At 70.0% G+C, this 21,128-nt stretch carries 18 protein-coding genes and 1 tRNA gene; 11 read left to right on the forward strand and 8 right to left on the reverse strand.

The genetic code is table 11. The annotated features are described in order from the left end of the window. Positions 1 to 77: 77 nt before the first annotated feature. The 3 genes from ACH3VR_RS04075 to ACH3VR_RS04085 all read left to right on the forward strand — a co-directional run bounded on the left by ACH3VR_RS04075 (position 78) and on the right by ACH3VR_RS04085 (position 5,691). Positions 78 to 950: an SAM-dependent methyltransferase gene (locus ACH3VR_RS04075; protein ID WP_396639462.1), complete on the forward strand. Its 873-nt coding sequence runs from the start codon at positions 78 to 80 to the stop codon at positions 948 to 950. Between the two features lie 216 nt (positions 951 to 1,166). After that, on the forward strand, positions 1,167 to 4,094 hold the full coding sequence (locus ACH3VR_RS04080) for a S8 family serine peptidase (protein ID WP_396639463.1): 2,928 nt from the start codon (positions 1,167 to 1,169) through the stop codon (positions 4,092 to 4,094). A gap of 205 nt (positions 4,095 to 4,299) precedes the next feature. Continuing rightward, a complete protein-coding gene (locus ACH3VR_RS04085) occupies positions 4,300 to 5,691 on the forward strand; it encodes a hypothetical protein (protein ID WP_396639464.1) in 1,392 nt (463 codons plus the stop codon). A gap of 7 nt (positions 5,692 to 5,698) precedes the next feature. Here ACH3VR_RS04085 and ACH3VR_RS04090 read toward each other — a convergent pair whose 3' ends face one another. The 3 genes from ACH3VR_RS04090 to ACH3VR_RS04100 form a co-directional block, all read right to left on the reverse strand. Then, entirely contained in the window at positions 5,699 to 6,064 is a 366-nt protein-coding gene (locus ACH3VR_RS04090; RefSeq protein WP_396639465.1) for a histone-like nucleoid-structuring protein Lsr2, read from the reverse strand. Positions 6,065 to 6,156: 92 nt separating this feature from the next. Beyond that, entirely contained in the window at positions 6,157 to 7,014 is an 858-nt protein-coding gene (locus ACH3VR_RS04095; RefSeq protein ID WP_396639466.1) for a LuxR C-terminal-related transcriptional regulator, read from the reverse strand. Between the two features lie 122 nt (positions 7,015 to 7,136). After that, complete coding sequence (locus ACH3VR_RS04100; RefSeq protein WP_396639467.1) at positions 7,137 to 7,781, reverse strand: methylated-DNA--[protein]-cysteine S-methyltransferase; 645 nt, start codon at positions 7,779 to 7,781, stop codon at positions 7,137 to 7,139. Positions 7,782 to 7,915: 134 nt separating this feature from the next. Here ACH3VR_RS04100 and ACH3VR_RS04105 point away from each other — a divergent pair, with 134 nt between their 5' ends. Continuing rightward, positions 7,916 to 11,677 carry an AAA family ATPase gene (locus ACH3VR_RS04105; RefSeq protein WP_396639468.1) on the forward strand — a complete coding sequence of 1,254 codons (3,762 nt, stop codon included), beginning with the start codon at positions 7,916 to 7,918 and terminating at the stop codon, positions 11,675 to 11,677. Continuing rightward, positions 11,664 to 11,855: a hypothetical protein gene (locus ACH3VR_RS04110; RefSeq protein ID WP_396639469.1), complete on the forward strand. Its 192-nt coding sequence runs from the start codon at positions 11,664 to 11,666 to the stop codon at positions 11,853 to 11,855. The genes ACH3VR_RS04105 and ACH3VR_RS04110 overlap by 14 nt, the downstream gene beginning before the upstream one ends. 19 nt (positions 11,856 to 11,874) lie before the next feature. Here the strand turns inward: ACH3VR_RS04110 and mscL are convergent, their stop codons facing one another. Genes mscL through ACH3VR_RS04125 form a run of 3 tightly spaced genes read right to left on the reverse strand, consistent with a single transcriptional unit; the run spans position 11,875 to position 13,236 of the window. Then, on the reverse strand, positions 11,875 to 12,297 hold the full coding sequence (gene mscL, locus ACH3VR_RS04115) for a large conductance mechanosensitive channel protein MscL (RefSeq protein WP_396639470.1): 423 nt from the start codon (positions 12,295 to 12,297) through the stop codon (positions 11,875 to 11,877). Positions 12,298 to 12,333: 36 nt separating this feature from the next. Next, positions 12,334 to 12,624, reverse strand: coding sequence for an FmdB family zinc ribbon protein (locus ACH3VR_RS04120; protein WP_396639471.1), 291 nt, complete (start codon positions 12,622 to 12,624; stop codon positions 12,334 to 12,336). Positions 12,625 to 12,639: 15 nt separating this feature from the next. Beyond that, complete coding sequence (locus ACH3VR_RS04125) at positions 12,640 to 13,236, reverse strand: 5-formyltetrahydrofolate cyclo-ligase (RefSeq protein ID WP_396639472.1); 597 nt, start codon at positions 13,234 to 13,236, stop codon at positions 12,640 to 12,642. A gap of 81 nt (positions 13,237 to 13,317) precedes the next feature. On the opposite strand from ACH3VR_RS04125, the gene galU reads away from it, so the two are divergent. The 5 genes from galU (at position 13,318) to ACH3VR_RS04150 (ending at position 17,939) form a co-directional block, all read left to right on the forward strand. Continuing rightward, entirely contained in the window at positions 13,318 to 14,205 is an 888-nt protein-coding gene (gene galU, locus ACH3VR_RS04130; RefSeq protein ID WP_396639473.1) for a UTP--glucose-1-phosphate uridylyltransferase GalU, read from the forward strand. A gap of 38 nt (positions 14,206 to 14,243) precedes the next feature. Continuing rightward, positions 14,244 to 14,873, forward strand: coding sequence for a GNAT family N-acetyltransferase (locus ACH3VR_RS04135; RefSeq protein WP_396639474.1), 630 nt, complete (start codon positions 14,244 to 14,246; stop codon positions 14,871 to 14,873). 138 nt (positions 14,874 to 15,011) lie between these two features. Then, entirely contained in the window at positions 15,012 to 15,908 is an 897-nt protein-coding gene (locus ACH3VR_RS04140) for a large exoprotein (RefSeq protein ID WP_396639475.1), read from the forward strand. 54 nt (positions 15,909 to 15,962) lie between these two features. Continuing rightward, a tRNA-Ala gene (locus ACH3VR_RS04145) sits at positions 15,963 to 16,035 on the forward strand. A gap of 278 nt (positions 16,036 to 16,313) precedes the next feature. Continuing rightward, positions 16,314 to 17,939, forward strand: a complete 1,626-nt coding sequence (locus ACH3VR_RS04150; protein WP_396639476.1) for an MFS transporter — start codon at positions 16,314 to 16,316, stop codon at positions 17,937 to 17,939. A 60-nt stretch (positions 17,940 to 17,999) separates the two neighbouring features. Here the strand turns inward: ACH3VR_RS04150 and ACH3VR_RS04155 are convergent, their stop codons facing one another. Continuing rightward, positions 18,000 to 18,545 (reverse strand): hypothetical protein, encoded by a 546-nt coding sequence (locus ACH3VR_RS04155; RefSeq protein ID WP_396639477.1) that lies wholly within the window; start codon positions 18,543 to 18,545, stop codon positions 18,000 to 18,002. 81 nt (positions 18,546 to 18,626) lie between these two features. Then, the gene (locus ACH3VR_RS04160) at positions 18,627 to 20,219 is read right to left on the reverse strand and encodes an AMP-binding protein (RefSeq protein ID WP_396639478.1); all 1,593 of its coding nucleotides are present in this window, start codon (positions 20,217 to 20,219) and stop codon (positions 18,627 to 18,629) included. A gap of 254 nt (positions 20,220 to 20,473) precedes the next feature. On the opposite strand from ACH3VR_RS04160, the gene ACH3VR_RS04165 reads away from it, so the two are divergent. After that, on the forward strand, positions 20,474 to 21,118 hold the full coding sequence (locus ACH3VR_RS04165) for an Ltp family lipoprotein (protein ID WP_396639479.1): 645 nt from the start codon (positions 20,474 to 20,476) through the stop codon (positions 21,116 to 21,118). The last annotated feature ends 10 nt before the right edge of the window (positions 21,119 to 21,128 follow it).

The following is a 21,128-nucleotide window of genomic DNA, read 5'->3' on the forward strand; positions in this document are numbered from 1 at the left end:
GACATCCCGTCCGCAACAGCTCCGCCCGCGGCGAACGTGGCCTCGTCCGCTGCCGCGCCCGGGCGAGAATGGCCGGGATGACCTCTGAACTCCATGGCGTCGGCACCACGGCCGTCGCGGTCGCGGCCGCGCGAGCCCTCGAATCCACCCGGCCTGATGCGCTCGTGCGCGACCCGTTCGCGTCGACCCTGGTCGAGGCATCCAGGATGCAGGTGCCGTATCCGCACTCCTGGCCCGCCGACCTCGCCGACGTCGCCCCGCTCGAGCAGTCGCTGCTCCTCGGATCGCTCTACATCGGCCTGCGCACGCGGTTCATCGACGACGAGCTGCGTGCGGGCGCGCTGCGCCAGGTCGTCATCCTGGGGAGCGGCCTGGACACCCGGTCGTGGCGGCTCGACTGGCTCGAGGACACGACCGTCTTCGAGCTCGACCGCGACGAGGTCGTGTCGTTCGTCGAAGCGGCGCTCGCGGCATCCCGTGCCGTTCCCCGTGCCCGGCGAATCGCCGTCGCCGCCGACGTGACCGAGCCGTGGGCGGCGCGCATCGTCGCGCTCGGATTCCGCCCCGCCGAGCCGACGCACTGGGTGCTCGAGGGCCTGCTTCCCTACCTCTCCGCCCACGACCAGGCCGCCGTGATCGACGATGTCGTGCACCTGTCGGCGCCCGGCTCACGGCTCGTCGTCGAGCGCGCCGTGCCCATCGAGGACACCCCGGAGGCGCGGGCCCGGCTGGAGACGTTCGCGCAGGCGACCGGCCTGCCGATGGACGACGTGCTCGCTCGGACCGACCCGCCCGACCCCGTCGCCATGCTCCTGGCGGCGGGCTGGGTCGCCCACGACACGGCGATCACCGACCTCGAGCGGCGCTACGACCGTTCGCTGCGTCTCGGCGCAGACGCCCCGGCGCCCTCCCGCGGCGGCTTCGTCACCGGACACCGCCCGAACGACTGATCGCGTCGCGGCACAACCGCGGGGATTGTGCACGGCGCGCCGGTGACGGCCGGCGTGCCGGGCGATTTCTCCGCAGTCATGCGGCGCACCATCGCACGTTGCGCGACCGCGATGCGCAGTGCCATGCTCTGCTCAGCGTCGCGCCCCTCGCCGATGCGCAGCACCACCGCACCACCGCTCCACCTTCGTGATCGTTCCGTCCGAGACAGGAGTGCGATGTCTGTGTCGCCGTCTGCCCTTTTCCGCCGCTCCGCCCTCGCCATCGGCGCAGCCGCCGCGCTCGTCGCCACGGCCATCGCAGGCCCGGCCGCGGCATCCGTTCCCGCTGCCGCGCCTGCCGGCGGAAGCTACATCGTGCGCCTCGACGCCCCGGCAATGGCGACCTACGCGGGCGGGATCCAAGGCCTCACCGCGACGGCGCCCGCCTCGGGCGACCAGCTCGACGTGCTGACCGACGCCGCGAAGAGGTATCGGAGCTACCTGACCGAGGCACAGAACCGCATCGCCGGACTCGTCGGCGCCACGATCTCGTACTCTTACACGGTCGCGCTCAACGGCTTCAGCGCGAAGCTCACGGCCGCGCAGGCCGCAGCGCTCGCCGCGCTCCCGGGGGTCGCCGAGGTCGACGCCGACGAGCTGCGTCACGTCGACGTCACGACGGGCACCGACTACCTCGGCGTGCCCGACACGTGGTCGCTCGTCGGGGGAGAGGCGGGCGCGGGCAAGGGCGTCGTCGTCGGCGTCGTCGACACGGGCATCGCCCCCGAGAACCCCTCGTTCGCGGGATCACCGCTCGGCACAGCCGCCGGGGCGGAGCCCTACCTCGTGGGCAACGACGTCGTGTTCGCGAAGAAGGACGGCGGCACGTTCCGCTCCACGCGGGTCACCGGCCCGCAGTGGGACAGCGGCGACTATTCGACGAAGGTCGTGGGCGCGCGGTTCTTCGTGTCGGGCTTCGGCGACGTGTCGTCCGGCGACCCCAAGTCGCCGCGCGACGTCGAGGGCCACGGCAGCCACACGGCGTCGACGGCTGCGGGCGACAGCGGGGTGACCGTGAAGGTGACGGATGCCGCGTCCGCGACCATCACGGGAGTGGCGCCGCAGGCGAAGGTCGCCATGTACAAGGCGTGCTGGACCAATCCCGACGGTGCCGGAGGCTGCGCGTCGTCTGACCTGGTCGCCGCGATCGACCAGGCCGTCGCGGACGGCGTCGACGTCATCAACTTCTCGATCGGCGGCGCGCCGTCGCCCACCCTCTCGCCCGAGGATCACGCGTTCCTCGGCGCGGCCTCCGCTGGGGTATTCGTCGCCGCGGCCGCCGGCAACTCCGGACCCGGGGCGACGACGCTCGACCACGCCTACCCCTGGTACACGACCGTCGCGGCGAGCACCCTGCCCTTCGACGTCGCGACGGCGACGATCTCGACGGGGCTGCAGGTGCCGGGCGCGAGCACGACGGTGACCGACCCCGTCATGGGCCCGCTCGTCTACGCGGGCGACGCCGGATCCGCGATCTGCACTCCGGGAGCCCTCGATTCGGCGAAGGTGTCGGGCCGCATCGTCGTGTGCGACCGGGGTGAGGTGGCCCGCACCGACAAGTCGGCCGCGGTGGCATCCGCGGGCGGCATCGGCATGATCCTCGTCAACACGCAGCCCGACTCGCTCGACCTCGACGTGCACGCGGTGCCCACGATCCACGCGCAGTCCGACTACCGCACGGGCCTCGTCGCCGCCGCCCGCACGGCGGGCGCGACGGCGACGCTCTCGGCGACCAACCCGACCGGCTACAACCCGCCGGCGCCCCAGATCGCAGGCTTCAGCTCACGCGGTCCCGTCGCCGCCGACGACGCCGACGTGCTCAAGCCCGACGTCGCCGCGCCCGGGACGGGCGTGCTCGCGGCAGTCCAGAACGGCTCGTCGGGCCAGGCGCAGTGGGCGTTCCTCTCCGGCACGTCGATGGCCTCGCCGCACGTCGCCGGACTCGGCGCCCTCTACCTGAGCCTGCGACCGAAGGCGCTGCCGTCCGACATCCGCTCCGCGCTCATGACGACCGCCAAGAACACGCTCAACGCCGACGGCACGGCGAACTCCGACCCCTTCGCCCAGGGCGCGGGGCAGGTGCAGGCGAGGGTCTTCCTCTACCCGGGCCTGTTGTACCGCAGCACGCGCGCGGACTGGCTGTCGTTCCTCGCAGGCTCCGGCTATTCGATCCAGCCGGCGCCGGCGATCGATCCGAGCGACCTGAATCAGGCATCCATCTCGATCGGAAGCCTCGCGGGCACGCAGACCGTGACGCGTTCCGTCACCGCTCTGACGGCCGGCACGTACACGGCATCGGTGAGTGGGCTCCCGGGCATCACGGCGACGGTGTCGCCGGCATCCCTCACCCTCGCCGTGGGCGAGACGAAGTCGTTCACCGTCACGGTCACGCGAGGATCAGCGGCCGCGAACGCCTGGTCGACCGGCTCCCTCACCTGGAAGGGCGCGGGAAAGACCGTCCGAGCGCCGATCGCCGTCCGCCCGACCGTCATCGATGCGCCCGACGAGGTCACCGGGACCGGACAATCGGGGTCGACGACGGTGCAGGTGAAGGGCGGTGCATCCACCTCGGTCGCCCTGGCGGCATCCACCCTCAACAAGAGCACGTATCTCAAGAACTCCGCCGGCACGGCGAAGGGCGCGTCGGGGGTGATCTCGACCGGCCAGCAGGTCGCCTACACGTTCTCGGTTCCCTCCGGGACGAAGCTCACGCGCATCAGTCTCGAGTCGGGGGCGGATGCCGAGCTCTGGCTCGCCGCGACCCGCACGTATCTGGGTGTCATCGCCGTCGGCGATCCGTACTACGCGTCGCAGTACGGCCCGAACGAGACGCTCGACATCCTGACGCCGACGGCCGGCACGTACATCATCTACGTCATCGCCGACCGCGCGGCCGCGGGAACGACCTTCAACCTGTGGGCGACCAACATCCGTTCGAGCGGGTCGACCCTGACGCTCTCGCCCTCGACGCTGCCGCTGAGTCCCGGTGTCGCGACGTCGTACCAGGCCTCGTGGTCGGGCCTGGCCGCCGGCTCCCGCTATGTCGGCTACATCAACAACGGCAGCGCGTCGAACCGCACCTTCCTCACCGTCAAGACCGGGTGAGCGCACCGCCTCGCGTCCCGAGGACAGCTGCGCGAGGCAGAGCGGAAAGGAACCGGTTTCGCGGTCGTCTCCACCGCGAAACACGGCGTCGCTAGACTGCCACCAAGGTCGCGCCCGGAAGCGGGAGCGTCCCTCGTTTCAAACCCGGGTTCCGAGGCTCGCCCCCCGCCCTCCAGCACGACACACATCGACGTGAGGAGTGCGCGTGGGCGCCGACGATGCCGGGTTGACGAGGAGATCGCTGTTCCGCAGCGCGGCGTGGGGGCTTCCCCTGCTCGTGGCAGGCGCGTCCGCCGTCGCGCCGGGTGCACACGCGGCGACAGGCCCTGTCGCGTACGCGAACCCGCGGCCCCTGCGCAATGACCTCGGCCTCATGGCGACGCTGTCGCTGAAGCCGGGCCAGACCTACAAGGGCGCCGTGCCCCTCACGATCCAGTTCGACCCGGGTGTTCCGACGCCGACGTCGGTCACGATGACGCTCGGACGGTACACGCGACAGCTGAAGCGGGTCGGCACGTCGTCGTTGTGGTCGGCCGACCCGTGGGACACGACGAAGCGCCTGGCCTATCCCGACCTCGGCTCTCCCAGCAACTACATGGCATGGGTGCGGGCGGATGCCGTGATCTCCGGCATGACGCACTCGTCGCCGACCTTCTCGGTGTACACCGGCAACTATTCCTACGGCGCCCTCCCCGACAAGGGATGGTCCGATTCGATGGCGTGGGCCGCCGACTATTCCTCGTGGAGCGCGTGGCTCGACTCCTTCACCGCGACCGTCATCGGAGTCAAATACGCGTCGATGGTCCAGGATCCGATTCGACGCGGACGCAAGGCGATCAAGGTGACCGTGCCGGACTACGCTCGCCTCGACGCCGATCAGCCGACGAAATCACCGCGTTTTCAGGCGCAGCAGTCGACCCTCGCGCCGGGCGCCGGAATCTTCGAGGGGCAGGAGTTCTACGTCGGCTTCTCGACCTTCGTGCCGAAAGTCGACTCCAGCGCGGCGGGCTCGGGAGGTTTCCCGAGCGTGCGGCTCTCCGACGCGGGCGAGACCAACCTCCACATCGCGATCTTCCAGATGTACGGCCCGCAGGCGTCGAGCCCGACGCAGTATCCGTCGGGCCGCGGTGCGATCACGATCATCGACGCGAACCGCACCGCCGACAGCGACCCGCTCGACCGATTCCACATCGATGCCAACCAGCTCAACGGCGGCGATCCCGGTTTCGTCGTGGACTTCGGCTACAACCGCGGAGCGTGGACGGACATCGTTCTCGGATTCAAGATGTCCGCCGATGTGCGGAAAGGCTGGATCGAGGTGTACCTCAATCAGGGCGGCTACACCTCGGTCCAGCCCGTCACGCTTTTCGGCGGCCTCACGCGACTCCCCCGTGTGTCGGCCTGGCCGGAGTCTTCGACCCCGGCCGTGCCGGCGAGCTACGTCGGCGGAACGCTCGTGCAGGGCGGATCCCGCCGCCACCGCACCGACATGCAGCTTTATCGGTCGCCCACGGCGTACCAGGAAGCCACCATGCTGCACACGGCCCATCGGGTCGGGCCGTCGCCGGAAGCAGTCGATCCCAAGTCGTACGCGTGATCGCGCGTCAGTGCGCGGCTTCGTAGGCCTCGAGGACGGATGCCGGCACCCGGCCCCGCTCCGAGACCTGGTAGCCGTTCGACTTGGCCCATTCGCGCACGGGCCCGTAATCCTGCTGGCCCGTGCGACGACGTTTGCGGCCACTTTGCGCCGCAGCGCTGCTCTGCGCACGGCTGCTGGAGCGCGACGAGACGGAGCGCGCTGCGTCGACATAAGGCGCGAACGCGGCGCGGATCGCCGTCGCGTTCTCGTCGGAGAGATCGATCTCGTAGGCGATGCCATCGAGAGAGAAGAGGACTGTTTCACCCGTTCCGACTTCCAGGACGGTTCCATCCAGGTCGTCGACGAGTTGATGAACGATTCTTCGGGCCATGAATGCGACATTACGCCGAATTGTCGCGATCCACTATCGAGCACGCGCACGCGCGGAAGGCGAATAGGGGGCGGCCTATTCGGGAATTGCGCTCAGGGGAGAAGGCCCGCTCGGCGCGCTTTGAGCACCGCGGCGTGACGGGTCGAGACGTCGAGTTTCGCCATCGCAGACTGCAGGTACGACTTCACCGTGGCGTCCTTGAGCCCCAGCGCCGCACCGATCTCCGCGTTCGTCGAGCCGAGCGCTGCGCACGCGAGCACGTCGATCTCGCGTGGCGAAAGGCGCACCTCGAGCTCGAGGCTCGCATCTCGGTCGGATGACAGAGCAGCCAGGCGCCGCTCCAGCCGTTCCAGGCGCTCGCGGACGCCGGCATCCTGCACCGTCGCGGCGATGCTCCGCAATTCGGCGTAGCTCTCGCGCAGCGTCTCGCGGGCTGCCGTGGTGAGGGGAGTGGATGCCTCCGCCACCGGCGCTGCCGCGCGCAGGCGGCGGTCGACCTCGTCCTGCACGCGGAGTTCCGTCGCGATCTCGTCGGCGATGCGGAACGCGGGGGCTGCCACGGAGTCGCCGATGGGCGCTGCCGACCACGACCCGCAGTAGACGACGGCGCGGGCGCGCTCCCCGACGACGATCGGCACCGCGATGAGCGTCGCGATGCCCTCGCCGAGCACCGGTCCGTCGTAGTCGTGCGTGATGCCGCGTGCCGACCGGTAGTCGAGGGCGAGGCGCGGCCGCCGTTCGACGAAGGCGCGCCCGCCGAGGCCGCGCCCGGCGTGCACGATGAGCCCGTCGAGGCTGCGCGTGCGGGCTCCGGCGATCGCGGAGACGTGGATCGCGTCATCGCGTGCGAGGCCGCCGAAGGCGACGGGGAAGCGGGTTCGGCGCACGAGATCCCTCACCGCGCGGGCGATGAGCTGGGAGTCCGATCTCGAGCCCACGGGTGCGACCACGCACAACCTGCTTCCGGGGGTGACGGCGACGACGCCGGTTTCGTAGCGTCGAGGATACCAAAGCCGACGTGGCCCCGGCCGGACTCGGGGGGATCCGGCCGGGACCGCCGCTCACGGACGGCCTACTCGTCCGCGGTCTGAGAGGCGCCGACGGCGGACGCGGGGGCGCCGACGGCGGACGCGGGGGTGCCGATGGCCACGGCCGGGGCCTCCTCGCGGGCGCCGGCCGGCGCCGGGGGGATCGCGCCGACGGGCACGTCGCCGAGGGTCTCGCGCTCGAGGTCGATGAGGAAACGCTTCACCTCGGGATGGCCGCCGTACTCGCCGAGCGAGCCGTCGGAGCGCACGACCCGATGCACCGGCACGATGATCGAGAACGGCGTGGTGGCGCAGGCGGTGCCGACCGCGCGCGCCGCGCCAGGACTGCCCGCCGCGATCGCGACCTCGCCGTAGCCGGCGGTCTCGCCGTACGGGATCGCGCCGACGGCTTCGAGCGCAGCGCGCCGGAAGCCGTTCACGAGCCGCCAGTCGAGCGCGACGTCGAACTCGCGGCGTTCGCCCTCGAAGTACTCGTCGAGCTGGCGATCCACATCGCCGCCCGCCTCGTCGTCGGGGACGGGCAGAGCATGAAGCGTGGTGGCGATCCGCGCCAGCTCGGCGTCGAGCGGGCCGTCGATCGGATGGAGTGTCACGATGCCCTCCGGGGTCGCGACGATGAGGATCTCTCCGACGGGGGAGGGATGCACTCGGAAAGCGATGTCGGTCATGCGACCATCCTCCCGCCGGGCTCCGACCGCCCGCCGTCCGGGCGCCAGGCTGTGCACGGCATCCCTCTTCAGGGGCCTGGGGAGGAAGCGCTGATCACTCGGCGTGTCGTCAATCCGGCGAAACTCGGACGGGGATGCCCGTCGCGCGGCGAGGGGCGCATACCCTGGCACGTGTGTGGCGAGCAGAAGGAAGCGTCGTGGCCGGCGCAGAGGACTCCGTGCCCGCGGCACCCGTGACCCCCGGTGACCTCGGCGTGGCGGAACCCGGCGTGACCGTCGTGCACATCGCACAGTCCGAGCGCGACCGCCTGCGGCGCGAGATCGCGGTGCTCGGCGGGCGGTCGACGCTCCTGCATTACGCCGACTCCGTCGATGCCGGCATCGAGATCACGCAGGCCCATCCGGGCAGCCTCCCGCAGTTCATCACCGGGCGGTCGACGCTCCTGTCGAATCTGTTCCGCGACGAGGTCGCCCTTCGGAACGCGCGCCTCGCGGCAGAACGGCTCACGGCCAAGAACGTCGAGCTGCGCACGGCGCGCGGGCTCGACGCCGTCCGGCTCGGCGTGGGGCTGGCGACCTGGAGCATCGGCGGACTCTCGTGCACGGCGCCCGTGCTCCTGCGGCCCCTCGCGATCCGTCGCCACCACACCGACTTCGAGCTCAAGCTGCACGGCGCGTTCACGGTCAATCCCGAGCTCGTCCGGGCGCTGCGGACGCACTTCGGCATCGAGATCGACGGTGCCGCGCTCGCCTCCCTCGCGTACGACGCCGGGGTCTTCAAGCCGCAGCCCGTCATCGACCATCTCCGCGCCCTCACCGCGACGATCGACAGCTTCACGGTCAAGCCGCGGCTCGTCGTCTCGAGCTTCGCCGACGTCGGCGCCGCGATGGCGCGTGATGCGGCCGACCTCGACCACACGATCCTCAACGCCCTCGCGGGGCACGCCGACGACCGCGAGACGCTCGCGATCCGCCGTGGCACGCCGGTCTGGACGAGCCCAGACGATCGGGCCCCGGCATCCGACATCCTTCTCCTCGACGCCGACGCGGAACAGGAGCGGGTCCTCGCCCGCATCGCCGACGGTCATTCGCTCGCCGTGCACACGCTGCCCGGCACGGGTGGCACGCAGACCGTCATCAACGCGATCGGCCGCCTCGTGCGCGACGGCAAGCGCGTCCTCGTCGTGAGCGCGCGGCGCTCGACGCTGGAGGGCGTGCGTCACCGCCTCGCCGGGATCGGGCTGGGTGGCCTCGCGGTGTCTCCGCGCGACCTGCAGCGCGACCTCATCCGCGCGATCGGCCGCAACGAGAAGGCCGAGCAGCCCAAGGTCTCCGACATCGACGACGCTCTCGTGCGTCTGCGCGGCGTGCTGCGCGACTACCGCGGCGCCGTGACGAATCACGACAACGGTCTCGGCGTCTCGATCCTCGACATCCTCCGCACGCTCTCCACGCTGACCGCGCGGAACCCGGCACCCGAGACAGCGGCCCGCTTCGACTTCGTGACCCTCGAGCGACTCGCGAAGGGCCGCAAGGAGGCCGCGTCCAAGCTCGCCGCCGCCGCGCGCCTCGGCGAGTTCCGCGTGGGCCCGGGGGAGTCGCCCTGGTACGGCGTGTCCTTCGCGACGACCGAACAGGCGCGGTCCGCGCACGGCCTCGCCGGCACGCTGCACCGCCAGAACCTGCCGAACCTCCTGGAGCGCTCGTACGAGCTCATCGCGCAGACGCGCATGCGCCCGTTCCGCACCATCACCGAGCTCGGCGAGTACCTGCGCCTCCTGCAGGGCATCCGCGACTCGCTCGACAAGTTCAGCCCGACGGTGTTCGAGCGTCCGCTCGGCGAGCTCATCCAGGCGCACGGCTCCCGGCGCGACTCGCCGGATATGGGCGGCACGCGACGGAGGCATCTGCGGAGACTCTCGCGAGAATACGTGCGCCCGGGCGTGCACATCGCCGACATGCACGAGGCGCTCCTGCGTGTGCAGCAGCAGCGCGCCGAGTGGCAGAAGCATGTCGATGTCGGAGTCGTGCCCGAAGTGCCGCTCGGACTGTCCGACGTCCACGTCGGCTGGCAGCGCGTCGACGCCGAGCTCGGCGAACTCGATGTGATCCTGCGCCGGCCGCAGACAGGTCGCCTCGCCACGATCGCGATCCCCGAGCTCGTCCGCACCCTCGCAGGGCTCGCGGCGGAGTCCGAAGTCTTCGACAACCTCGTCGAGCGCGCGACGCTGCGCACCCAGCTCGCCGCCCTCGGGCTCGAGCCGCTCCTCATCGAACTGTCGGTGCGCCATGTGCCCGAGGACCGCGTCGGGGCCGAACTCGAGTTCGCGTGGTGGCAGTCCGCCCTCGAGCACCTGCTGCGCAGCGACCGCGCCCTGCTCGGCGCCAACACGGCCGTCGTCGATCGCCTCGAGCGCGACTTCCGGCTCGTCGACGAGGCCCACGCCGCGGCATCCGGTCCGCTCCTCGCGGCCCAGCTCGCGACGCAGTGGCGCATCGGCATCGTCGACCACGCCGACGAGGCGGCACGCCTCAAGCAGGCGCTCAAGGAGGGGGTGACGGATGCCGCGACCCTGACCGCGGCGGCGCCGACCCTCCTCCGCACGCTCGCGCCCGTCTGGCTCGCGTCGCCGTACGACGTGCCCGCCATCCCCGCCGAGCCCGGATTCGACGTCGTCGTGATCGCCGATGCCGGCGCCCAGTCGCTCGCCGAGGCGGTGCCCGCGCTCCGTCGCGCGCGGCAGATCGTCGTCTTCGGCGACCCGGTGACCCAGAAGCCGACGCCGTTCCGCGTCGCGGCGGGCACGCGGCCTGCCGACGAGGAGGACGAGCCGTTCGACGAGACGAGCGTCTTCGAGCGCCTCGCCGAGATCGTTCCCGTCGAGACGCTCACCCGCAGCTACCGCGCCGGGGGAGAAGACCTCGCGCAGCTGGTCAACGACGCGTTCTACGGCGGTGAACTCGTCTCCTTCCCCTGGGCCGGCTCGTACCTCGGCCGAGGCAGCCTCAGCGTCGACTACGTCGAAGGCGGAATGGGCGCACCCGACCCCGTGACGGGCGCCGTCGAGAGCCCCGACACCGAGGTGAACCGCGTCGTGACGCTCGTCGTCGAGCACGCCGTCAACCGCGGTGCGGAATCGCTCATGGTCGTCACGGCGTCGACGAAGCACGCCGAGCGCGTGCGCGCCGCCGTCGACGCCGCGTTCGCCGGGCGATCCGACGTCGCCGACTTCGTCTCCCGCGACACGGCCGAGCCGTTCGCCGTCTTGACCCTCGAGGAATCGGTCGCCGAGAGCCGTGACCGGGTCATCTTCTCGCTCGGATTCGGCCTGACCCGGCACGGCCGCGTCCTCAGCGACTTCGGCGACCTCTCGACGCCCGACGGCGACCGGCTTCTCACGGTCGGGATGACGCGGGCCCGGCGCTCGATGGTGATCGTCTCGTCGATCCGCCCCTCGGCCTTCGACGACGGCCGCCTCGACTACGGGGCCGCAACGCTCATGAGCATCCTCGGAGGCATCGCCGGACGGGCACGCGAGGCGCGACTGGAAGACCTCGCCGACCCCCTGACCCGGTCGCTCGCGCACGAGCTGCGGGCTCTGGGCGTGTCGGTCGACGTGCACTACCGCGGCATCCTGCCCCTCGTCGCCCAGTACGACGGCAAGGCCGTCGTCGCGGAGAGCGACCCGGAGACGATCGGCGAATCGCTGCGCGAATCGCTGCGCCTGCGCCCCCAGATCCTGCGACGGCTCGGCTGGCACTACGTGCGCGTGCACGCCTTCGACCTCTACAGCGACCCTGCGGGCGTCGCGGCGCGGATCGCGGCGCTGCTCGGCGTCGCGCCCGAGGCGGCGACGTCGCACGCCGACACGCAGCCGTTCGATGTCATCGAGTGACCGGCAGCGGGTCGAGCGGGTTCCCGGCGCCCGCCGCGCCAAGCTGACCCCGGCTCCTGACACGACCGCCGAGCCGGTCGCCGGCGATGAGCCCGAAGAGGCCGCGGAAGAGGCATCCCGAACAGACACGGGTCCGAACGACGAACGCCTCCGCCGCGACGTCCCCCCGCACTACTGACGAGCGGTGCGCAGCGTGGTCAGGGCTTCGAGGCGGGCGCCTGCCTCTCGAGGAGATCGCGGATCTGGATGAGCAGCTCCTGCTCGGTCGGCAGCGACGGCTCGTCGGGCTGGCCGATGCCACGGCGCTTCTCCTCGCGCTCCTTCAGGCGGTTCATCGGGTAGACGAACACGAAGTAGACGACGATCGCGACGGCGAGGAAGTTGATGATGGCGCCGAGGATGAGGCCCCAGCTGAAGGTCGTCTCACCGCCGGTCAGCGTGGGCACCTTCCACACGAGGCTGTTGAGACTGTCGGCCTGGAAGATCAAGGCGATGAGGGGATTGATGAGCCCCGTCACGATCGCATTGACGATCCCCGTGAACGCTGCGCCGATGACGACGGCGACAGCGAGGTCGATGACGTTTCCGCGGAGGATGAATTCCTTGAAGCCCTTGATCACGTGATTGCCCCTCACTGTCTCCGGCCCGCGGCCGGCCTACCCCGCTTTGGCGGGCGAGGCCTTCGCCTCGGACTTCGATCCTGTCGAAGATGAGGAGGAGTCGCCACTCGACGAGGTGCCGGCCTGACCGCTCGACGACTCCTTCGGCGTCGTGCGCGAGTCGGTGCGGTAGAAGCCGGATCCGTTGAAGGTGACGCCGATCGAGCCGTACTCCTTGCGCAGCGGACCGCCGCACTCGGGGCACTCGGTGAGGGCGGGATCGGCGAAGGACTGCACGGCGTCGAAGCGGTGGCCGCACTGCTTGCAGGCGTAGGCGTAGGTGGGCATGGGGCTTTCTCGGGGTCAGCGCCGCGCGGGCGACAGGACGAGGGTCTGGGTGGGGGTGACGACTCCCGTGACGCGCTGATCGTGCACGTCGCTGGGCACCTCGTCGAGCACCTCGGAGTCGTAGACGACGGCGTAGACGGGCGGGCAGCGCTCCATCGAGCCGATCGTCTTGTCGAAGAAGCCGCGGCCCCAGCCCAGGCGCATGCCCGTGCGGTCGATGGCGGCGGCGGGGATGACGAGCAGGTCGACGTCGTTCACGGCGATGGGGCCGAGGAGCTCGCCGACGGGCTCGGGAAGCCCGAACATGCCCTCGGCGATGTCGATCCCGGGTGTCGCGACCGACCAGTCCAGCAGGCCGTCGGTGCGGGTGATGGGAAGGAGCACGCGGATGCCCCGGGCCACAGCGCCGTCGACGAACGCGCGCGTGCCCGGCTCGGTCGTCGTCGACAGGAAGCACGACAGCGATCGCGCGCCCAGGCGGTCGACGAGGGCGTCGAGTTGCTGGGCGATGCCGCGTGCGGCGGCATCCCGTGCCGACTCCGACATGATCTGGCGTCGCTCGCGCAGTTCAGCGCGAAGCGCCCGCTTGGCATCGGCGATCGCGTCGGACATGGTGTCGATTGTAGGCGGGCGCACCGACCCTGGGATTCGCAAGTCCCGGTCACTTCCCAGGGCGCTCGGTAGGATCGTGGGATGCCTCACAAGCCCTTCAAAGCCGTGATCCCTGCGGCCGGTCTCGGCACGCGCTTCCTTCCTGCGACCAAGGCCATGCCCAAGGAGATGCTGCCGGTGGTCGACAAGCCGGCGATCCAGTACGTCGTCGAGGAGGCGACGCACGCCGGCATCGAAGACATCCTCATCATCATCGGCCGCAACAAGAACGCCCTGTCGAACCACTTCGACTCGGTGCCCGAACTCGAGGGCAACCTCGTCAAGAAGGGCGACCAGGACCGGCTCGCCAAGGTGCAGCAGTCCAACGACCTGGCCGACATCCACTTCGTGCGGCAGGGTGAGCCGAAGGGACTCGGGCACGCCGTGCTGCGGGCGCGTTCGCACATCGGCGACCACCCCTTCGCGGTGCTCCTGGGCGACGACCTCATCGACGAGCGCGACCCGCTGCTGACGACGATGCTCGACGAGCACGACCGCACCGGCGCCGTGGTCATCGCCCTCATGGAGGTCGACCCCGAGCACATCCACATGTACGGCGCAGCCGCGGTCGAGCCGACCGATTCGCCCGACGTCGTGCGCGTCACGGGGCTGGTCGAGAAGCCGAAGGCCGAAGACGCGCCGTCGAATCTCGCCGTCATCGGACGCTACGTGCTGAGCCCGGATGTGTTCGACATCCTCGAGCGCACCGAGCCGGGCAAGGGCGGGGAGATCCAGCTGACCGACGCGCTGCAGGAGATGGCGGCCGATTCGAACGGTCCCGGCGTGTACGGCGTGGTTTTCCGGGGTCGCCGGTACGACACCGGCGATAGGGTGGACTACATCAAGGCCATCGTGCAGCTCGCCGCCGACCGCGAAGACCTCGGTCCCGAGCTGCGACCGTGGTTCAAGGAGTTCGCGGCGACACTGTGACCACACGGTGAGGCCGCCCGTATGAGGGGGTGGGTCCTGTGGAACTGACCGCTCCCCGTCGGCACGGGTCGGTGTCGATCCGGCTCGTGCGCCAGCGCGATGCCCGCGTGCTGCAGCAGGAGCTGCTGACCAACCGGTCGTGGCTGCGCCCGTGGGAGGCGACGAGCCCCGATGGGCCGGTCTCGTTCGACATGCGCCTGGGCATCCGCCGTCTCCTGCAGCAGTATCGCGACGGCCAGGGCGTGCCCTTCGTCATGGAGTACGACGGCGAGGTCGCGGGGCAGCTCAACGTGTGGGGCGTCGCGCGGGGATCGCTCGCGTCGGCGACGATCGGCTACTGGGTGAGCGAGCGCTTCGCCGGACGCGGCATCACTCCCACCGCCGTCGCGATGGCCACCGACATCTGCTTCACCGAACTGCGGCTGCATCGCATGGAGATCTGCATCCGGCCCGAGAACAGCGCGAGCCTGCGCGTCGTGGAGAAGCTCGGCTTCCGCTACGAGGGGCTGCGTCGCCGGTTCATCCACATCGACGGCGACTGGCGCGACCACTACGCCTTCGCGCTCGTGCGCGAAGAGGTGCCGGACGGCGTGCTCGAGCGCTGGGTGCAGGGGCGCGCGCCGCAGGAGGCCGCCGCGATCCCGCCGGCCGACCGCCTGCACGCCTGATCGCACCGGGCGATACGTCCGGGCTCTCGCCCGCGCGACGCGCGACGCGCCCGAGGGTTTCGCAAGACACGCCGGGGGTTCGGGAGACACGCCGGTATATCACCTGCCTCCGACATCGCCTCCCTTACCTTTGATGCCATGGGCGGGCAGGTGCTGGGCGGAGGGGTCATCGTCCTCGTTGCGGCCCTTTTGTGGCTCGTCTACCTGCTCCCGTCGTGGGCGAGTCGGCGTCAGTTCGACGCGACCGAGCGCAACGCCGTGCGGCTCAACCAGGCCCTGCGCGTGCTCGCCGAGACGAGCGAGGCGCCAGAGGAGGTGCGCCTCGAACTCGATGCGCGCACAGCCCTCGCGCAGCAGCGGCTCGCCAGACGCGCCCTCGCGGAGCAGGAGGACCTCGCCAAGCGCACACAGGTCGAGCTCGACCAGGCGCGGCTCGAGGAGGCCCGTGCGGCCCTCGCCATCGCCCGAGACCTTCCCGCGGCGCGCCGCGCCCGTGCACGTCGCCGTGCGCGGCTGATGACCACCTCGATCGCCCTCGCGTCGCTCGGCCTCATTGCGACAGGCATCTGGGATCTCGTCGCGACCGGCGGCTGGGCCGTGCTCGCGTGGGGCGTCAGCCTCATGACGGTGTGCGTCGTGCTGCTTCGCCGCATGGCGCGGGTCGGCCGTCGCGCAGCCGTCGTGCACACGGTGGATGCCGCGACCCGCGAGCCTGCCGAGCTGCAGGACGTGGCTCTCGCCGACGAGCGGGGATGGGCGCCGCGCGAGCTTCCGCGGCCGCTCACGGCCTCTGCAGGCTCTCGTGCGGCCGCCGTGCTCGATGCCGTGGACGCCCGGGAGGCGCTGCGCGAGGCGGCACGCGAAGAGGCCATGCGGGCCCGCGCCGAGGCGCAGCGCCCGCCGTCGATCGACGCCGCGCGCCGCGCGCGCGAGGAATCGGCGTCGTCCGAGTTCGCACGCATGGGCTACGTCGACGACGCCGAGATCGAGGCCCACGTGCGTCGGCTGCTCGAGCGTCGCGCGTCGGGCCAGTGAGCCCGCCCCGATTCGGCCCGCCCCATCCGGCGTGATAGTGTTTCTGAGGTTCAAGGGCCTGTGGCGCAGTTGGTAGCGCGCTTCGTTCGCAATGAAGAGGTCAGGGGTTCGAATCCCCTCAGGTCCACGAAACGAGGAAGGGCGTCCGCTTTGCGGGCGCCCTTCCTCGTTTCGTCGTGTACAGAGCGATTCGAACCCCTGGGCGGGCCCACGCCGCAGAGGCTCCGCGCGACGCGAAGCGGCGCGTGGAGGAGCGGTGGGGACGAATCCCCTCAGGTCCACCGAGAGAAACCCCCGCTCGTCGGGGGTTTTTCCCATTCCCGGCGGTGACGCCGTCAGAAACCGCTCACCCGTTTCGGGTAGGCGCTGCACGGAATCGGCGCGGTTCGGCGCTATCTTCGCCCCATGAAGAACTGGCTCGTCATCGTCATCCTCGCCGTGGCGCAGTTCGTGATGGTGCTCGACAGCACCGTCATGAACGTGTCGATCTCGCAGGTCGCCCATGACCTCGGCACGACGATCACGGGTCTGCAGGCGGCCATCACGTTCTACGCGCTCACGATGGCGGCGTTCATGCTGACGGGTGGCAAGCTCGGCGACAAATGGGGTCGCAAGCGCGCATTCACAATCGGGTCGATCGTCTACGGCATCGGCTCGCTCCTGACGGGCCTCAGCCCCAACCTCACGGTGCTGCTGTTCGGGTGGTCGCTCGTCGAGGGCCTCGGCGCCGTGCTCGTCATCCCGGCCATCGCCGCTCTCGCCGCGATCAACTACACGGGCAAGGCGCGCGTCGCGGCGTTCTCGATCCTCGGTGCCGTCACCGGGCTCGCCGCCGCGGCCGGCCCGCTCATCGGCGGCTACCTCACGACGTACTCCTCGTGGCGCGTGGTCTTCTTCGCCGAGACGGTCGTCATGATCCTCGTGCTGATCTTCGCCGGCCGCATCAAGGACGTGCCGAACGACCCGAAGCTCAAGATCGACCTCCTGAGCGTCATCCTCTCCGCCGGCGGTATGGCCCTCCTCGTCTTCGGCGTGCTGCAGAGCAAGACGTGGGGCTGGTTCGTGCCGCTCAACCCGCCCGAGATCAACGGTGTCGAGCTCGCGCCGCTCGGCGTCTCGCCTGTCACGTACCTCATCATCGGCGGCATCCTCGTGCTCTGGTGGTTCCTGAAGCGCCAGGCCAAGCTCGAAGCCGCCGGCAGGAACCCGCTGCTCAAGGTCAGCATGCTGCGCATCCCCGCCCTCCGCGGGGGCCTCGCCGGCTTCCTCGTGCAGTACTTCGCGATCGCGGCGCTGTTCTTCGTCGTCCCCGTCTACCTCCAGACGATCCTGGGCTTCAACGCCCTCGAGACCGGCCTGAAGATCCTCCCGCTGTCGGCGGGCCTCATCCTCTGCTCGATCGTCGGGTCGTGGCTCACTTCGCGCCGCTCGGCGAAGTACATCGCCCGCGCGGGTCAGGCGACGATGGCGGTCGGCATGCTGTTCGTACTCATCGCGATCGGGCCCGAACTGTCGGGCTGGGCGTTCCCGATCGGCATGTTCGTCATCGGCGCCGGCTTCGGCCTCCTCGCCTCGCAGCTCGGCAATGTCAACATGAACGCCGTCTCGAAGGACGACACCTCCGAGGTCGGCGGCCTCCAGGGCACCTTCCAGAATCTCGGCTCGTCGTTCGGCACGGCGATCGTCGGCTCGATCTTCATCATGCTGCTCGCGTCCGGATTCGCGTCGGCCGTCGCGCACAACGCGACCATCGATGACGACACGCGGGCGCAGGTGAACACCGCCCTCGAGCAGGGCGTCCCGATCATCTCGGAGGACCAGGCGAAGCAGATCGTGCTCGACGCCGGCGGCTCGGAAGAGGTCGCGACCGCCGTTGCGCAGGACTATGCGGATTCGCAGGTCGACGCGCTCAAGCAGGCCCTGTTCATCGTCTTCGGCCTCCTCGTGCTCTCGCTCATGCTCTCGCGCAACCTCCCCGCAGAGGTGGTGGCCAAGCCCGAGGACGAGCCCGAGGAAGCCGCGAAGACCTGATCGGGACGACCTCCGCAGACACAGGGATGCCCCAGCCGCCGTGGCTGGGGCATCCCTGTGTCAGATGAGCCGAAGCGCGAGATCGGTCCCCAGCGCGATGATGAGGCCGGCGACGAGCCATCCCGTCCACGCGAGCAGGATGTCGAACATCCGGTTGCCGTTGATCTCCTCGTCGCCGAACCCGGGAACGCTGATCTCCAGCACCTCCCATAGCATCGTGAGCAGCGCGACCACGAGGAACGGGATGAGCCACAGCCCGAGAACGACACCGGTCGTCGTGTGGATCGTCGACCACCACGGATCCGCGAACTTGCGGTCACCCGGGGGCGCCTCGCCAGGGAGAGTCTTGGACACGGTCGCCTCGAGCAGAAGACGCACGGCGATCAACAGGACGAGGACGCCGAGGCCCACGAGCCGCACGATGCGCGCCCATTCGGGGAGCTCGTCGGCCGAGGGTGCCAGCAGATAGCAGACGAGGCCGGCGGTCCCCACGAACAGTGCCGCAATCACCCAGCTCAGCCACGAACGCGTCGGCCATTCACGCCACTTGAGCTTCGTGACGCCGCGCAGCCCGCCACCGACCTGCAACTCGACGAATGGTTGCATCTCTGCCCCCGGCCTCCGGCGGCCCCCCACCGGACCACGCCAGACTGCACCCATCCAGCCGGGGCGACAAGTAGGAGCGCGTCAGGCGTTCGCCAGCTCGCGCGCCCGCAGGTCCCTGCGCAGGATCTTGCCCGATGACGACTTCGGGATCGCCTCGACGAATTCGACCCGGCGCACCTTCTTGTGCGGAGCGACGTGCTCGGCGACGAACGCCATGACCTCGTCGGCCGTCAGGCCGGAGTCGGGCGCGGCCACGATGAACGCCTTCGGGATCTCCTGCTTGTCGTCGTCGAGCACGCCGATGACGGCGGCATCCATGATCTTCGGATGACCGAGGAGCAGAGCCTCGAGCTCGGCGGGAGCGATCTGGTAGCCCTTGTACTTGATGAGCTCCTTCACGCGGTCGACGATCGAGAAGTAGCCGCCCTCGTGGTACACGGCGATGTCGCCGGTGTGCAGGAATCCGTCGGCGTCGAGCGTGTCGGCGGTCGCCTGCGGGTTGTTGAGATAGCCGAGCATGACGTTGGGGCCCTTGATCCACAGCTCGCCCGGGCGTGTCACGCCGCCCTCTCCGAGCTCGGTGATCTCCTCGCCGGTTTCGGTGTCGATCAGCTTGCACGCCTGGTTGGGCAGCATCGTTCCCACAGAGCTCACGGGGATGTCGTCGCGGTCCCACGGCATCGCGTGCGACACGGGGCTCAACTCGCTCATGCCGTAGCCCTGCATCATGCGGGCGTGGATGCGGGCGCCCGCGTGCTCGGCCGTCTCACCGTCGAGCGGTGCGGCGCCGGAGAAGACGGTGTGCACGCTCGAGATGTCGAACTGGTCGACGATGGGATGCTTCGCCAGCGCGACCGCGATCGGCGGTGCGATGTAGAGGTAGGTGCAGCCGAAGTTCTGGATGTTCGTGAGGAACTCCACGAGGTCGAACTTCGGCATCGTCACGAGGCTCGCGCGCTGGCGCAGCGCGAGGTTGAGCAGCACCGTCATGCCGTAGATGTGGAAGAAGGGCAGCACGGCGAGCACCCGGTCGTCTTCCTTGAGGTCGATGTTCACGCGCGACTGCTGCACGTTGGCGACGAGGTTGCGATGGCTCAGCATGACGCCCTTGGGCACACCGGTCGTGCCCGACGAGTAGGGGAGCACGGCGACATGCGTCGCGGGGTCGAACGTGACCTCGGGGGCGGCGTGCTGCTCCATGAGCAGTCCGCGGAGGTTCAGGTGGCCGTGCGCGCCGTCGAGCACGATGACCCGCTCGTGCGGCATGCCGATCGCCTCGGCGGCGGCAGAAGCCTGGGGGAGAAGGGGCGACACCGTCACGAGCCACGTGGCCCCGGCATCCTTCAGCTGCTTCTCGATCTCGCCGGCCGTGTAGAGGGAGTTGATCGTCGTGACGGTGGCGCCCGCGCGCAGGATGCCGTGGAACACCGTCGCGAACGCGGGGACGTTGGGGCAGAGCAGGCCGACGACGGTGTCGGTGCCGACACCGCGGGCCGCGAGGGCGCCCGCGAAGGCGTCGACCTGAGCCCGGAGTGCGCCGTAGGTCGTCTCAGCGGCCGTCGCGGGGTCGATGAGCGCGATGCGGGCGGCTTCATCGGCGGTGAGCGACCCGAAGAGGTAGTCGTAGACGCTGACGTCGGGGATATCGACGTCGGGGTACGGGCTTTCGAACACGAGGCTTCTCCCTTGACTCATCGTGCGATTCGCCGGCAGCGGTGCCGAGCGGGACCATCCTCGCACAGTGCGCTTCGGCGGTGCGACTGAGTCCCGGAGACAGTGGCACTCAGTCGCACCGTACGACCCGTGGTGGCGCTGATGTCGATGCCGACTGATGCAGGAGCAGACTGAGAGATCGCTTATAACGCCTATACAGTAGCTATAGCAAGCACATAGAGTGCCCGTAGACGGCCTTGATCAAGGGGGGAGCCGTGGCCGACAGGACTGGGGGACTCACCGTCGTGAGCTCGGTCGCGGGCGCGCTGCTTGCCATCGGCGGCATCGCCCTCGCGATGGGAGGCGGAGCGGAGGCGGCTTCGGAGAAGCCGGGGACCAGCCCGTCCCAGACGGTTGAGGAGCAGGCGGCTGCGAGTGTGGTCGTGCCCGAACTCACCGGTCGAACGGTCGAACGTGCCCGCACGCAGCTCAAGGTGCTGGGGCTCGAGCTCGCAGCGCCTGACGGTGTCGGGAATGACTGGGTCATCACCGGCCAGACGACCGCCGCCGGGGAGAAGGTCGACTCGGGTGCCACGGTCACGGTTGCTGCCGAGCGTCCCAAGCCCACCCTCACGCTGGGACACGAACAGGCCGTCGCGAAGGCCAGGGATTACCTCTCCGTCATGGCATTCAGCCGCAGCGGCCTCATCGATCAGCTCGAGTTGAACGACTTCTCTACCGAGGACGCCACCTTCGCGGTCGACTACATCGCGCCGGATTGGAATGCGCAGGCAGCGCTCAAGGCGCAGAGCCATCTGGACGTCAAGCCCTTCTCTCGGCAGGGTCTGATCGACCAGCTCGTGTTCGACGGCTTCTCCCAGGCGGAGGCGGAGTTCGGCGTGGCGCAGGCAGGTCTCTGATCCGCTTCCA

The organism is Microbacterium alkaliflavum (assembly GCF_044325405.1).
Lineage (GTDB): Bacteria > Actinomycetota > Actinomycetes > Actinomycetales > Microbacteriaceae > Microbacterium > Microbacterium alkaliflavum.